Annotated in this window: 15 protein-coding genes; 3 read left to right on the top strand and 12 right to left on the bottom strand. The window is 49.5% G+C overall.

What is annotated here, in order from left to right:
* Nucleotides 1-231 precede the first annotated feature (231 nt).
* A complete protein-coding gene (locus QZQ29_RS06015) occupies nucleotides 232-504 on the top strand; it encodes a type II toxin-antitoxin system Phd/YefM family antitoxin (RefSeq protein ID WP_366663867.1) in 273 nt (90 codons plus the stop codon).
* A 589-nt stretch (nucleotides 505-1,093) separates the two neighbouring features.
* Nucleotides 1,094-1,672 carry an abortive phage infection protein gene (locus QZQ29_RS06010; protein ID WP_296961107.1) on the top strand — a complete coding sequence of 193 codons (579 nt, stop codon included), beginning with the start codon at nucleotides 1,094-1,096 and terminating at the stop codon, nucleotides 1,670-1,672.
* Nucleotides 1,673-2,050: 378 nt separating this feature from the next.
* On the opposite strand, the gene QZQ29_RS06005 is transcribed toward QZQ29_RS06010, so the two are convergent.
* The 7 genes from QZQ29_RS06005 to QZQ29_RS05975 all read right to left on the bottom strand — a co-directional run bounded on the left by QZQ29_RS06005 (nucleotide 2,051) and on the right by QZQ29_RS05975 (nucleotide 10,175).
* A complete protein-coding gene (locus tag QZQ29_RS06005) occupies nucleotides 2,051-2,602 on the bottom strand; it encodes a hypothetical protein (protein ID WP_296961104.1) in 552 nt (183 codons plus the stop codon).
* A gap of 40 nt (nucleotides 2,603-2,642) precedes the next feature.
* Complete coding sequence (locus QZQ29_RS06000; protein WP_296961101.1) at nucleotides 2,643-3,194, bottom strand: LPD29 domain-containing protein; 552 nt, start codon at nucleotides 3,192-3,194, stop codon at nucleotides 2,643-2,645.
* Nucleotides 3,195-3,405: 211 nt separating this feature from the next.
* Nucleotides 3,406-5,091, bottom strand: coding sequence for a hypothetical protein (locus tag QZQ29_RS05995; protein ID WP_296961098.1), 1,686 nt, complete (start codon nucleotides 5,089-5,091; stop codon nucleotides 3,406-3,408).
* A 122-nt stretch (nucleotides 5,092-5,213) separates the two neighbouring features.
* Nucleotides 5,214-6,095, bottom strand: a complete 882-nt coding sequence (locus tag QZQ29_RS05990) for a DEAD/DEAH box helicase family protein (protein ID WP_296961093.1) — start codon at nucleotides 6,093-6,095, stop codon at nucleotides 5,214-5,216.
* A gap of 7 nt (nucleotides 6,096-6,102) precedes the next feature.
* A complete protein-coding gene (locus QZQ29_RS05985) occupies nucleotides 6,103-7,689 on the bottom strand; it encodes a site-specific DNA-methyltransferase (RefSeq protein ID WP_296961090.1) in 1,587 nt (528 codons plus the stop codon).
* Nucleotides 7,690-8,217: 528 nt separating this feature from the next.
* A complete protein-coding gene (locus QZQ29_RS05980; RefSeq protein ID WP_296961089.1) occupies nucleotides 8,218-9,108 on the bottom strand; it encodes a DNA polymerase in 891 nt (296 codons plus the stop codon).
* Nucleotides 9,108-10,175, bottom strand: a complete 1,068-nt coding sequence (locus QZQ29_RS05975; protein WP_296961086.1) for a hypothetical protein — start codon at nucleotides 10,173-10,175, stop codon at nucleotides 9,108-9,110. Before QZQ29_RS05975 ends, QZQ29_RS05980 begins: the two co-directional genes overlap by 1 nt.
* Before the next feature lie 600 nt (nucleotides 10,176-10,775).
* On the opposite strand from QZQ29_RS05975, the gene QZQ29_RS05970 reads away from it, so the two are divergent.
* Entirely contained in the window at nucleotides 10,776-11,138 is a 363-nt protein-coding gene (locus QZQ29_RS05970; RefSeq protein WP_296961082.1) for a four helix bundle protein, read from the top strand.
* 298 nt (nucleotides 11,139-11,436) lie between these two features.
* Here QZQ29_RS05970 and QZQ29_RS05965 read toward each other — a convergent pair whose 3' ends face one another.
* From QZQ29_RS05965 to QZQ29_RS05945, 5 genes are read right to left on the bottom strand one after another with little or no spacing between them, the layout of a single operon-like run.
* The gene (locus QZQ29_RS05965; RefSeq protein ID WP_296961079.1) at nucleotides 11,437-11,979 is read right to left on the bottom strand and encodes a DUF2815 family protein; all 543 of its coding nucleotides are present in this window, start codon (nucleotides 11,977-11,979) and stop codon (nucleotides 11,437-11,439) included.
* 12 nt (nucleotides 11,980-11,991) lie between these two features.
* A complete protein-coding gene (locus tag QZQ29_RS05960) occupies nucleotides 11,992-12,252 on the bottom strand; it encodes a hypothetical protein (RefSeq protein WP_296961076.1) in 261 nt (86 codons plus the stop codon).
* Between the two features lie 17 nt (nucleotides 12,253-12,269).
* Nucleotides 12,270-12,647 carry a hypothetical protein gene (locus QZQ29_RS05955; RefSeq protein WP_296961072.1) on the bottom strand — a complete coding sequence of 126 codons (378 nt, stop codon included), beginning with the start codon at nucleotides 12,645-12,647 and terminating at the stop codon, nucleotides 12,270-12,272.
* Entirely contained in the window at nucleotides 12,644-13,243 is a 600-nt protein-coding gene (locus QZQ29_RS05950; protein WP_296961070.1) for a GH25 family lysozyme, read from the bottom strand. Before QZQ29_RS05950 ends, QZQ29_RS05955 begins: the two co-directional genes overlap by 4 nt.
* Before the next feature lies 1 nt (nucleotide 13,244).
* A complete protein-coding gene (locus tag QZQ29_RS05945; RefSeq protein WP_296961067.1) occupies nucleotides 13,245-13,718 on the bottom strand; it encodes a phage holin family protein in 474 nt (157 codons plus the stop codon).
* Between the last annotated feature and the right edge of the window lie 696 nt (nucleotides 13,719-14,414).

Here is a 14,414-nt window from a genome sequence, read left to right as displayed (position 1 = left end):
ACACGCCGGAGGCGTGGTTGGCTTGTTTTCCCCCGGGCGAAGCCCGGTTGTAAAGGTTTTATACAAACTGGCGCCCCTTCTTTTTGAAGGGCGCCCACCACCACCCTCTGAACCCTCTGAACCTTTTGACCCCTCTGAACCCTCACGCCCTTCGGGCGTGTCCATAATCCCTTATTTTATTGCACCTATGATAAAATAATGATAAAATGTTGATACAAGGAGGTGCTTTCTGTGATGACTATCCGCCCTGTTTCTGACCTTAGAAACAAATTTCCCGAAATCGAAGAAGCTGTCCTGCAGGACAATGAGCCTGTCTTTCTCACGAAAAACGGCTATGGCACCATGGTTCTCATGAGTATTGAACAATACTCCGCCCTCACCGATGCCGTAGAGAAAAAACTGGACGAAGCTGATGCAGCAGCAGCGCAATCGACAGTCCGCTATTCCGCATCTGAAGTCTTCGGCCGTGCAAAGAGAAGGATTCATGAAGACAAAGACCTATAAGCTGCCTTACGCCCTCTGAGCGATGCGAACACAACCCATGGTACCGAGGGGCGAAGCCCCGACGGATACCATAAGCCCCTCTGCGCCGAAGGCGCAGGCCCCTGCGGGAATACAGCCGCCTGCTGTACGCAAAAAGGAACCTTGACCGGTTTCTGATGTAATTGACTGATGAGCTTCCTGTTCATCTTTATAAAGCCACGAAAAAAGCCCCTTGAAAGAGAGGCTTTTTTATAATAGAATAAACTTCTATCATCTTATTCCACCGTAATGCGTCCTGCACCATTGAGCAGTGAGATTTCTCCACTCCACTTTGCTGCGGTCGAAATGACAGCGGGGAGAGGACAAGCTGCCAGCCCCCGAACTCGATCCCGGTCCCGGCCGCGCCGTCAGGCGCTCCCCAGCCACCAGCTTGTTTAGTAGCTAGTATCTTGTGGCTTGGATCCAGGGACAAGGAACTAGCTACCAGCTACCAGCCACTAGCCACTAGCAACTATCTTCTACTGTCTACCATCTATCAGCTCCCCATTCCTCCGTGTTCGACTTTCGTGCTTATTTCATTTATAATATAAGCATTAAAGTAGGTGATTTCATGACTTTAGATTCCCTGATTGACAACTCCGGCATACTGCTGATGAAAAACGCTATGAAGCGGGGCATTTCCAAAGCTGCCTTCTATCAATTTGTGGAGACGCACCACTTTGAAAAGGCGGCCCGCGGCGTTTATCTATCTCCCGGCGTCTGGGAAGATCCAGCCTTTATACTTCATCTCCGGTATCCTAAGGCTGTTTTTTCTCATGATGAAGCCCTCTTTTACCACGGCCTTACTGACCATGAACACATGAACCAGACCATCACCATCTATTCCGGCTATAACACGCAAAAAATGAAGAAATCCGGAATCAAAGTATTCACCGTAAAAAAGGAACTCCTATCCCTGGGGCGCATGGAATACAGGAACTCCTTTAACCACCTCATACCTGTTTACGACCTGGAAAGAACCATCTGCGACCTGGTTAGAAGCCGCAGCTCCTTTGAAATCCAGGATTTCCAGGCCGCCCTTAAAAATTACATATCCCGCCCCGACAAGGACCTGAACCGCCTCATGACCTACGCTCCCCTTTTCCATGTGGACACATTAATCCGTCAATATCTGGAGGTACTTCTATAATGAAAATGACAACAGAGCAGCTGAACGGACATGAAGCATTTTTTGATAGCGGACTTCCTGATACGCCCATTGACCGCTTCCTGTGAATAAATGAAAAAAGGCAATGAAGAAATGATTTCCATTTCTTCACTGCCTTTTTCTTATATACTTTCCACTCCTCTATTCCACGCCCAGTGCCTTGCGGCGCGGTGGTGGCTGGTTCCTAGATACAAGCTACCAGATACTGGAGCCACGCCCTCCACTGTCATCCTGAGCGCAGCGAAGGATCTCGGTAAGAGTAGAAAGTGACCAGAAACGCTATTAACTACCGGTCGGCGGGGCCCTGTGGGGATAGAGCAGCTCGCAGCCAGCCACCAGCCACTAGCAACTAGCCACTAGTCACCAGTTATGATGCTTGATCGCATAGTCCATGGCGGCGTTCTTGAAATCCTCGTAGTAAACCACCTTATCATCCTTCTCCTTCAGCACCGGCGGCTCTTCCTTAGGCACCTTCTTCTGCTCCTCATAGAGCCGCTGATACTTCGCCGGCCAGAGCTGCGGGCGGCCTTCGTAGTAGGAAGAAATCGAAATAAATTCATTGCCTTCCGAAGCATAAGGCTTATTAAATTCACATTCATAAGCTTTTAAAGCAATTGATTGAACGGAAAGCGACAAAGACCAGTCGCAAAACACAAGACCGGTTCCCGAACATCCAAGGATGGAAGGATCAAGAGGAAGATATAACAAGTCTCCATTGATAATGAAAAGGTTTTTATACTTATCTACATAGTAATGGACAAGCTGAGGAACCGGTCCATCTATATACCGGACAACCACCTGGTCCTCCCCGTTCGGATATTCCGCCTCCACGTGGAAGTGGACGTCCGGGAACTTCTCCTTCAGCAGCGCCGCAATCACCTTCGCCGTCTTTTCCACCGATTCGATTTTCATGTATATCGCCTCATTTGTAATGCTTCAGATCCTTTAACACTTACTGAAAATGATGATCTACATCATAGTGAAGCGCCGCAGTTTTGAAATCCTCGTAGTAAACCACCTTATCATCCTTCTTCTTCAGCACCGGCGGCTCTTCCTTAGGCACCTTTTTCTGCTCTTCATAGAGCCGCTGATACTTCGCCGGCCAGAGCTGTGGACAGCTGCGGTAGTAGGAAGTGATGTCAAAGAAGCCATGACCATTATACTGATAGGGCTCATGAAATTCCGCCTCATAGGCCTTTCGCACCATGGATTCAACAGCCGGAGACAGTCTCCAGTCACAGCACACAAGGCTGGTCCCCGAACACCCCAGTATAGAAGGGTCAAGAGTCAGGAAAACCAGGTCTCCATTCAAAGGGTGCATGGTCTGGAATTTATCGATGTAGTAATGCACAAGCACCGGCGCCGGTCCATCTGTATACCGGACAACCACCCTATCCGTCCCGTTCGGGTATTCCGCCTCCACGTGGAAGTGGACGTCCGGAAATTTCTCCTTCAGCAGCGCCGCAATGACCTTCGCCGTCTTTTCCACCGATTCGATTTTCATATCTATCGCCTCATTTGTAATGATATAAGATGCTTCCCCGTTTCAGGGCTTCTACCTTTATTATACGCAGGGACTATGACAGGACTTGGCACAGTAAAGAAATTTTTGAAAAAATTTTGAAATAAAATCCGGCCGGGCTGCATAATACGCATCCGACCGGATTATTTTTACTTTCTCTCCGCCGGTGAATCATGGGCGGGATGGATGAAAATCAAAGTTTCTTTAACAGATTGAGGAAATCCTCTTTGGCAAATGCACCGTCCAGGTTCGGATCTATGGATTCAAATACCATGAAATACCGATAACTGATTCCTGCCATGCTTGCCCATTTACGTCCCAGAAGGAGTTTATCCCTGCTGTCATCATTCAGCAGCTGGTCTCCTTTCGTTTCTACCATAAGGATGCGTCCTGCCTTCGTCATGACGATGAAATCGGGGTAGTGGTTGATAAAGCCATTGATGAAGAATCCTTTGCGCTCAATATTTCTATGCCACCATTTGACGTTGTCCATCTGCGCCATGGCGTTGGCCATGGTCCACTCAAAGTTGTTCATATCATTTGATTCTGCTTCATAAAGGCTTTTAGGAATGGAACTGACAGCTTTTGCAGGAGTAATGACCTTTGGGAAACTGTACAGAGGGCTCACGGATAAATCTGCTTCCGCTTTTCTGGAAAATGTTTTCTTTCGATATTCATTTTGGAGATTTCTGATTTTTTCTTCTACCGCCCGGCCGTAGGCATTGATAGACTGCAGGGCCTGGTCGATTTCATTCTCCGTCAGGCCTTCAAAGACCCGTTTCAGGTATTGACGCACCTCCTCATCTTTCACATTATCATAGCGGGAAATGGCACTGGATATGCTGTTAATGCATGCCTGCAGCTTTTGTTCATTCGGCATGGCCTCCAGGCTCTCCCGAAATGCTGCTCTCACATAACGGTTTGTCATTTTGTACTGCGGTACAGCCTCTCCGGTTTCAGACAGGTCTACCGTATACATATTGTCCGGCGTATTGGAAAAGGCCACATGGGCATCTTCGTGTTCCAGGGAGAAACCTTTCAGAAATGCATCTTTGGTCACCGCCATTTTCCCTGCACCATTGAAAAGGGAAGCTCCGGTTACTATCGCAAACTGCGGCAGCTTTATGGTTTCCATTTCATCTTGGAATTCACTTTTCATCTTGTACTGATGAAGCATATCTCCCAGCTCCCCTCCCTGAAGTCCACTTTCTTCGGCCTCTTTGGCATCATGGATATACTCTTTTTCTCTTTTCTCCGCATGATTGACCATGTCAGTCAGGGGATCCGATGGGTTTTCCATTTCCGTCCCAGTTTCTTGGATTGTCATGGAAGAGGGCGTCTGCAGACTACGGGAAATGGCATCGGTATGGATATCTGACAGGTCGTCCTGCGCTGTATCTTCTGTAGAAGTATTTTCTATGGCCGCGTTGTCCTTTTCCGGCATTTGGGCAGGGGTGTCAAAAATGGAAGCGGGCACCTTTTCGTCGGCTGGATTTTCCATTCCCGCCATACTGCCTATGCGGTAATCCTTTGACGAGAATCCCGCACCGTTCAGCCCTTTCACCACACTGTCCAGGGTAGAGCGGAAGTCAGCGGAACAGGTGAGCACATAAGAAATATTCAGTACAGAATCATTCTGCCTCTTGGCATAGGGCTGGCGGAGTACGCGGCCCAGAATCTGCTCCACATCCACCTGGGATGTCTTATTGGCCAATGATGCAAGGATATAGGCAAAGGGACAGTCCCACCCCTCTTTCAATGCATTCACCGTAATGATATAGCGTACAGGGCAGTCCCGGGAAAGGAGATTTCTGTCTTTTAAATCATCCACTTTAGACGTTTTAATGGCGATCTGGTTTTCCGGAATATGAAGGTCCACCAGAATTTTCTTGATTTTTCCAAAGGTATCGCTGTCACTGGCGATTTTCGGCTGGGCCTGGAAAAGGACGATAGGACGGATATAGGGTGCCCCATTTTCTTCCTCTTTTTTAGCTTTTTCCTCTAAAAAATTCCGAAGCCTGATGGCATCGCCAATGACTTATCCTTGGAGTACCGGTTATATACAATCACCGGCAGCTTCACCATATGCTCTTTCTTCAGTTCCCTGGCATCCACATAGGAAATCACATTGCTATTGCTTCTGGGCGTGGCAGTCAGGTCAAGGACAAAGGAAGGATTCAAGTGGTTCAGCATCTCAATGGACAAGTCGGAAGAAGCATTATGGCTTTCGTCCACAATGGTCACCGGTGACAGCTGGCGCAGCACCTGGATCAGTGCGGTGTCCGGCGTATTGGGGAGAAGCATTTCCTTATTCTGATACTCCTCTGCAAAGCGATAGAGGTTGCCATTCTCCTGATACACTTTACGGATATCCTTGTTCCGACTGTCAATGCGGAGAGAATCATAGGAAAGGACGCATACCGTCAATTCATCCCGCACTGTGTCCGGTGAGAAATTCTGCCCCGAAAGAAGCTCTTCCTTCGTCAGCACCTCCACCTTTCCCTGAAAATCCCGATCCAGCCTTACGCGGTACGGATGGCTGGGATTTGACAAATTGGAAATGGTCTGGGTGAGGATAGAATTGGACGGCACCAGCCACACCACCACCCGGGCTTTCAAAAGAGGCATCCTGTCAAAAATCATTTTCAAAGAAGCGCAGGCCATAAAAGTCTTACCACCTCCGGTGGGAACCTTCATGCACACATGGGGCACCCTTCTGATGGAATTATTGTAGCCCGGCACACCGTGGTCACCGACAGTAATATCCTTCCTGCTCCAGTACAAATCCCACGCCCGGAAAAGGTCCGGCGCCTCATTCACCGCATCCATATAGTCGGCCAGGTCATGCATCACCGTTTTCTGATAATTTTTCAGCTCCATCATGGCCTCCTTATAAACGGGCAATATCCCGGGGAATCTTCTTAAAAGTAATATGATAATTCATCAGTTCATCCTGCGACAAAAGACAGCTGTCCGCATACATCACATAGGACTCCGCCTTCGTCTTCACCGTACTGAGCAGCTTATAGTCAAGGGTGGTAGATTCATCCTTCTTATAGAAGAAATAATAGGCCGTACCCAGATGCTTTCCAAGGAAATAGGGCTCTTCAGCCTTTTCCTCCGGCCTATTTTCCTTCGTATCCATGAAATACACATACTGCCGGATAGCCTTTTCTCCCACATCTTCATTGAGGAAACCATCCTTCATGAGAGGCTGGCCTAACTCATAATAGGAAAAATTACCGCCGGTGCCGGGAACGGCCTTTTTGCCATCTCCATATCCAGAAATCACACGCTTTACCCGCTCAGCAGTAATGGTATCGGCATAGTCCATCATTTCAATTAAAATGAATTTACGGTGTCCTCCATCCTTTTGGTTTTGATTTAATACTGCATGAGCAGTGGTTCCGGAACCTGCAAAAGAGTCAAGAATAATAGAATCTTTATGAGTTGCAATTTGTATGATTTTCTGAATAAGTCTAACTGGTTTGGGATAATCAAAAGCTGTTTTTGTTCCAAACAATTTAGTTAATTCTTGAGTGGCCTCTTGTGTGTGACCTACATCAGTATTGCTCCACCAAGTCCATACGTTTTTCCCTTCACGTTCAGATAAGTAGGTTTTTCTACGTGGCATTGAGTTGCCATCCTTGCCAAACCACATTCGCCCTTCTTTTAACTGTCGTAAATATTCACTTTCAATATTTTTCCAACAATGTCCTGGGGAAGGTGTATATGATTTTCCACCTGGTGTAACAATAGTATACATTTGGTTAGGACGGTATCCTTGCGCAGTAAAATCGCTGGATGCCCAAGGTCCCTTTGGATCATTATCAGGATTTGTGTATTTACTCTTATCCTTTTCGTCCAGCTCTGCTAAATTTATAATATTTTCTATATATTTGGTATTAGTGGTGTAACATAAGATATATTCATGAGCCGTGCTTACCCTTTTACGCATATCTGGTGATGTTCTCTTTTGCCAAACAAAAGTCGCAACAAAATTTTGTTGTCCAAAAATTTCATCACATATTGGTTTCAAATTAGCCTGTTCATTATCATCAATGGAAATGAAAATGGCCCCATCCTCAGCCAGCAGTTTCTGCAGCAGCCGAAGCCGGGGATACATCATGCAGAGCCACTTATCGTGGCGGGACAGATCCTCCCCTTCTTTTCCCACCACTTCCCCCAGCCACTTTTTGATGCGGGGATCGTTCACATTATCGTTATACACCCATCCTTCATTGCCCGTATTGTAGGGCGGATCGATGTAGATGCATTTGATTTTTCCTTCATACTTAGGAAGAAGTGACTTTAGGGCCAGCAGATTATCTCCATGGATAATCATGTTCTCACTGCCGTTGTCCTTCTCATGCTGTCCTTTTTCATCGAAGCTGTACTTCCTCTCCAGTACATGGTAAGGCACCTTCAGATGATAATTCACTACCTTGTCTTTTCCAATCCAATTCAGCGTGGGCATACGTCGTCCCCCTTCCTTATTTTCTCTATTGTAGCAGAATCAGATTCAAAGTTGAAACCATAAGTTATACGCCCGGAAGCCCAGAGCACTTCAGGGGCTTCTTATTCCGCTCCATTCCATAGAAAAAGGCGCCTTTCCTATAGAAAAGCGCCCCTTTTCGCCCCCGCCGCGTCAGCGGCCACAACCCTTGGCACCGAGGACCACAGGCCCGATGGATGCCATACGCCCCTCTGCGGCCAACGGCCGCAGGCCCCTTCGGGAATACAGGAAAGCACCGCCCCGCTAACTGGTATTTAATGCCAATAGCATCACTTTCGACGCGTAATGCGCGCATTCTGCAGAGAATGCGCGAGTCGACCAAAGTTGGCCCTTAGCCTGCCCATAAGAGGGCTTTCCTTTTAATTGGTCGACCGACGTTCCTTCGCTTTCGCTCAGGATGACAAGTGTAAAGCGTGGCTCCCCGATCCCGATCCCAATCTTCGACCCTCGATCCGTCCACCAATGACAGTCCAGTTCCCGCCGTAAGTGTCACATCTTCCGATAACACCTCGTCTCATACCCATCCGCCCTCAACAGGAGCCCCGGCATCCAGTCCGGCGTCTGTTCCATGATATCGGTGATTTCTTCCACCGCCGTTCCTTCCCTGCATTCCACAATGACTTCGTCGTGCACGTGGCCACAGATGAAATAATCCCTGAGGTTATGCATGGCATAGGCGAGGATGTCCCTGGAGATGGCCTGGATGATGTTTTCTACGAATTTGGGGCCGTAGGATTCGATGCGGCTCCATTTCCTTTTGGTATCAAGGCCCATGTAGGTGATGGCTGTTCTGCCGTAGGTGCTGCCGGTGAGGGCGGCGCCGGGATAGGCAAGGCGGCGGCCAGAGGGAAGGGCGATGAAGAGGGTGCCTTTTTTCATGTAGAAGGAAAGGCTCCCCACTCTGGTGACTCTGAGCTGCTCTATGGCTTCTCTCACAGCCCGGTCCACCTGCCACCAGTAGGAAACGATGTGGGGATTGGCGCCGCGCCAGATGTTTACAAGGTTTGGCAGTTCTTCTGCCGTGAGTCCCATGTCCAGGGCGCCCATGGCCATCAGGGCCCCTTCTCCCCCGCCGTAGCCTAATGCCAGTTCGGCGATTTTCCCTTTCTGCCGAAGGTCACTGTTAATGCCGCCTTTCACCACGGGCTTACTGAACATTCTCTGTGCCGACTGGGCGTATATATCCTTGTTTGCTGCAAAGGAATCGATGCGCCATTTTTCCCTTGCCATGTAGGCCAGGACCCTCGCTTCTATAGATGAGAAATCGGAAACAATGAAGGTATAGCTCTTTCGTGCCACAAAGGCGGTGCGTATGAGCTGGGAGAGGGTGTCGGGAACGGAGCCGAAGAGGAAATCCATTTTCTCGTAGTCCCCTTCCATCAAAGGCGCCGGGCCAGGTCAAGGTCTTCCAGACTGTTTCTCGGTAGGTTCTGGAGCTGGATGTGCCGCCCCGCCCAGCGGCCGCTTCTGGCGGCGCCATAGAAACGGAACATACCCCGGGCTCTCCCGTCGCCGCAGACGGCGTCAATCATGGCGCCGTACTTGGCAAGGGATGATTTCTGCACCTGTCCATAGAGCATGAGGGCTTCTTTGACTGCGCCGGTAGAAGAGGCAAGGAGTTTTGCCGTTTCCTTTTTCGTGAGAGAATCCGCCTTCTGGCCGTTGGCCGAAAGCCATGCTTTCATCTGGCAGGGGGATTTGGGATTCAGAAGGCCTGTCAGGTGCTTCAGCCGTGAAAGCAAATCCATGCCCGCTTTTTCTCCCATGGAAAGGGCCGCTTTCACAAAGGGAATGTCCACCGGAATGCCCCGGTCATTAATCCGCTGGTCCTCGTGGTATTCATCCCAAAGCGATGCAGACGTCCGGAAAGGGGCAAAGGCTCTGCGCACTTCCATTTCCACTTCCACGTCCCGGCCGTTGTATTTCTTGAAAAGCTCCCACTCTTCCGGAAACTCTTCCGGAAAGTGGCGGCCCATTGGCCCGGGCAGGGAGAAGAGCCCTATGAGACGGCTCCCCTCGTCCATCTTTCTTTCTGAAAGCCCCAGCACATTGCCCAAGTCTTTAAGGGAAAGAGGAAATCCAAAGGATGAAGCCAGCACCTGTGAACATTTCCACCCCAGAGGGTCCAAGTACTTTCCTGCCGTGTCCCCCGCCTCACCGTAGGAAAGGAAATGGGAAGAGCAGTGTTCCCGAAGATACCGGGACAGGCAGATTCGTTCAAAGGCGGCGTTAAACGCCCACTTCGTCACCAGCGGATCCGTGAGGGCCTGAAGGATTTCATCAGGTATGCACTCCCCCTTCGCCAGATCCACCACCTTCACTTCTCCGTCGTCCACGGCGTAGCCAAAGAGAAGAATGGAAAAATCCGGATGCTCCGCGTACTTGTACACGCCGCTGCGGGCAAGATCTGTGGGACTGTAGGTTTCGATATCTAGTGTGAGTGTCATTTGAGCTCCTTTGCGTGGTTAGCGTCAATAGTGGGGTAATGCCATTATAGTCATAGGCGAACGGACCGAGGGTCGAGGGTCGGGGGGCGGGAGAGTTGAGTCATTTCGACGAGTTACCATTAGTATCATATGTGAAAGGACCGAGGATCGAGGGTCGAGGATGAGTGCGTCATTTCGACGGGTTACCGGCAACGTCAATAGCGGATGGACCGAGGGTCGGGAGAGTTGGGTCATCTCGACGGGTTACCAGTAGTATCATTTGTGAAAGGACCGAAGACCGAAGGTCGAGGGTCGGGGAGGGTTAAGTTATTTCGACGGGTTACCGGTAGTGTCAATAGCGAATGGACCGAGGATTGAGGGTCGAGGGTCGAAACGATCTGTGATCTTCAATCTTCGATCCCTCTTCATTTGACTCTATTCTATATGCGTGCCTTTGACTCTACCTCCTGATCCCTTTTCTTTTGACTCTATTCTATATGGTCACTTTTGACGCTATACTCCGCTTTTGACTCTATTCTCCGCTTTTGTCATGATATAATAAGATTTATCGTAGTGTTTTATACATTGTGGGATTAACATAACTCAAGGAGGTTTTACGCCATGGGCAGCTATCATGATTTGGTTGTATTCAAAATGTCACGACAACTTACAATAATGACGTATAAAAACGTAATCTCTAAACTTCCTCCCAGTGAAACATATGCGTTATCATCACAGATCAGAAGAGCAGTTACTTCCATAACTTTTAACATTGCCGAAGGTTTCGGACGTAAAACAATAAAGGACAGAATTCATTTTCTTTATATTGCAAGAGGTTCTGCATACGAACTGGAAGCACAACTTATCACATGCATGGATATTGGTTATCTTACAAAAGAAGAATTGCTTCCTGTTATGCAGATGCAGGATCAGACAACAAGAATTCTCATGCGCCTTATCCGGTCTTACGAATTAAAGTGTTAGAGGGTTGCGTCAATCAGGAGGAATACCTTTAGAGTCATTTGAGCAGGGACCGAAGGTCGGGGGGCGGGGATGACAGCCTCATTTCGATGAGATACCTATAATGTCATTTGAGCAGGGACCGAGGGTCGAAGTTCGAGGGTCAAAACGATCTTCGATCTTCAATCTTCGATCCCTTTTCATTTGACTCCATTCCTCCCGATCCTCGATCTTCAATCCTTTTGCATTTGACACATTCTTATGCCATAGTTTTTGACTCCACTCTACGATCCTTCCTCCTATGCATCAATCGCTTATCTTCTCAAGTGAAAATAAAGTCTCCAAAATCTTCTTCCGGCGTGCTCCAGTTTCCCAGCGCCGGTCCATCTGCCAGTTTCTGCAGATTGAGCAGCCCGCAGGCGATGCCCATTTTTCCATCGTGGTTGAAGGCGTAGAAGTGAATGGATGCCCTGCCGTAGCAGCCGGAGTAGAAAACGGATTTCTCGGTAATCCGATTCAGGCTTCCGTCTACAATGCCCGGCGGTATGTCGCTTCTGGCGTTGAGGTAGTAGGTATGGCGGTAAACCGTATCGTTCCTTCTGTCCATGTCGCCGTCACGAAGCGGAAGGATCATGCTTGAGAGGGGCACTGTTTTCCCATCGGCTCCTGTGAGCTTTTCCTGTCCCTGCCGGTAGGCTTCTGCTATGGCCTGCTCCACTTTGGCAAGGGTTTCTCCGTCCTCTTTGGGGATAATGAGGCAGATGGAGTATTTGGCCCGGTCTCCCTTAAACTTACGCGGTTCCCACACGTTGGCATAGGAAAATCTTGTGTTCTGTCCTGTCACCACTTTCGTCAAATCTTTCATAGCGTCTCCTTTTCATAATGCTTCTATCTTTCCTGCCAATTCTTCATAGTGCCTGGGCGATACATCCGTCAGCTTTTTGGCTCCGTACTCTGCCAGAAGAGATCTCACTTCATCCCTCTTCCCAAGGTTCCATTTCTCCGCCATCAGCCCCCGCACATCGCCCAAGGTGACTGGCGGCTTTTCTTCCTTCTTCGGCATCATCCCGCGGATTTCTTTTTCCAGCTCGTCGAGCTGTACGCGGATCACCTGCAGCTGGTCTATGAGATTTTCCATATTTTCTCCTTTCGTCGTCATTTTCCTGACACCAATGCCACTACCAGCAGTCCGGCCACGCCTATAGCAGCATTTCTTTCCCTTCTAAGGCTCTCCTGTTTTTTCCGCTCCTCTCTGGCGTACTCTTCGAAGGATTTCCTTACCGTCTCTAAGGCTTTCTTCCTCTCTTTCGACTGAGTTTCCAAGTTTTTCAGCTGTAACCTCAGCCTCTCTGACTGTTCTTTCTGTTTCCCGTTCTCCGTTAAGGCTCTGTCCAAGTCCGATTCCAGTCTGAAAAGCTCTGTTTCCGTTATCCGGTAGGTTTTCTCCGATGAAAAGGGTGAGGCCGCATCCACCGGCAAGGCCCAGAAGGAAAGCAAGAAGAAGAGGGAGAAGGCGGCGGATGAGGGTTTCATAATTCACCGCCATGATCATTCTCCAAAAGCCGGTTTCCGTCAAAAAGCTGACCGCCAATTTCCAGATGGTCCGTAAACTGCCAAAGAGCCGCTTCCTTCACCATGCATTCTTTCCACCACTGCGCCGCCCAGATGAGGCGGTCTTTGAACTCCGCCGCCCTGATGTGGCTTTGAAACCATCCGGCGCTGGAGTAGATGCCTGCCCGGTAGCCTTTGGCGGCGACGCCTTCGCAGAATGCGTGGCACATCCGGTTAATCACCCCGGGCCTTGGAAACTCCCTATTCCTGTAAGAGTCCTCTTCCACATCCCAGAAGACCCCCATGGGGAGAAGGTCCGGTGTAAGGCCGCAGTCCCCAAGGATGGAGAGAAGGAAATCCCTTTCCACTTCCAGCTCTCCCCCATGGCGGGCATATCCGAAGTGGTACACCCCCAGTTTCAGTCCCGCGTCATGGGCTCCATTCACGTTCTCATAAAACCGGCTGTCCAGATAGGCGCTTCCGTATCCCGCCCGGATAATGGCAAAGCCTGCGCCTTCTCCCGCAACTCGTTTCCAGTCGATTTCTCCGTTGTGTTCCGATACATCGATTCCAAGCATTTCAGAGTTTTCCTTTCAGTTTTTCAGCCAGCCGGGAAAGAGAGCTGACGCCCGCATCCGACAAATTTTCAATGATTGACAGAATTTCCGTCACACTCATGTAGCCTATGATGAAACTGGTCATCCATGCCGGCGTCCCCAGGACGCCGAAAATCATATCGCAGGATGAGGCGGCCAGTGTGCAGAGAAGATAGAGAAGAAGTTTATCCATCCCCAACCTCATGTCGAAACTTCGGATCAGCCCTTTCCTTCTGGCTGAGGGTATGCCCCAGAGCGCAGCCGCCAGCGTCGTTTTTTTGTTCCGTTCCGCAAGACTTTTGAAGCTGATAGCCGTCCACCTGGTCAGGCAGTCAAGCACCACCAGCAGGGCGAAGCAGAGGAAGAGGACAGTCCTTGCATCCATCAGGAAAATCAGGAAAATTGTACTTACCGTCTTTACAGGGTATAAATCAATCAGTTTTTCAATTTGCTGCATAAGACCTCCTTTTTTGAGTCATTTGGTATGCTGTGCGTTTGATTCACTTGCGTTGATTGGGTTCAAAGGGTTCAGAAGGTTCATAAGGTTCAAAGGGTTGTGGATAGCCGCTTCGCGGCAATGCTTATGAAATCAGCGTTACGTACTTTCCCTGTTTCTACGTAAGTCACGCTAAGCATGGCGATGCGTTAGCCGCCTACGGCGGCTTTCCCCCCTTTGGTGCCTACGGCACCACCTTCCCCCCGCTGTGCGGTGGGACTACAACCCGTGCTTAATGTAGAGCAACTTTTGAGAAAAATGATTCGCGGAGCTTTGTTCTGCCACCGCTTGCGGGGGAAGTCCCGCGAAGCGGGCAAGGGGGAAACTCTTTTCCCTCGCCCGCCAGGGCGGTTGTACGGTTTTATACAAACTGGCGGCGCAGCCGCCCACCACAACCCTCACAGCCGCAGGCTGTGTCAAACTTTCGAACCCTCAGGGCGTCAGCCCTGTCAAACCTCAGCCGCGAAGCGGCTGTCAACCTTCCCGCCATGACTTCGTCATGGCGGGTGCCAGCACAAGGGCATGACTCTTAACAGCACCGGCCCAGGGGACAAGCCCCTCGCGCGCGTGTTAGAGCCCGGCAATTATAGCCATTTTTAGTCCATCAATTTTAGCCAATTTTAGCTCAGGAATTGTGGCCAACAACTCAAGATATAT

This window comes from uncultured Dialister sp., from assembly GCF_900538805.1.
Taxonomy (GTDB): Bacteria; Bacillota; Negativicutes; order Veillonellales; family Dialisteraceae; genus Dialister.
This window is presented reverse-complemented; position numbering and strand designations above follow the sequence as displayed.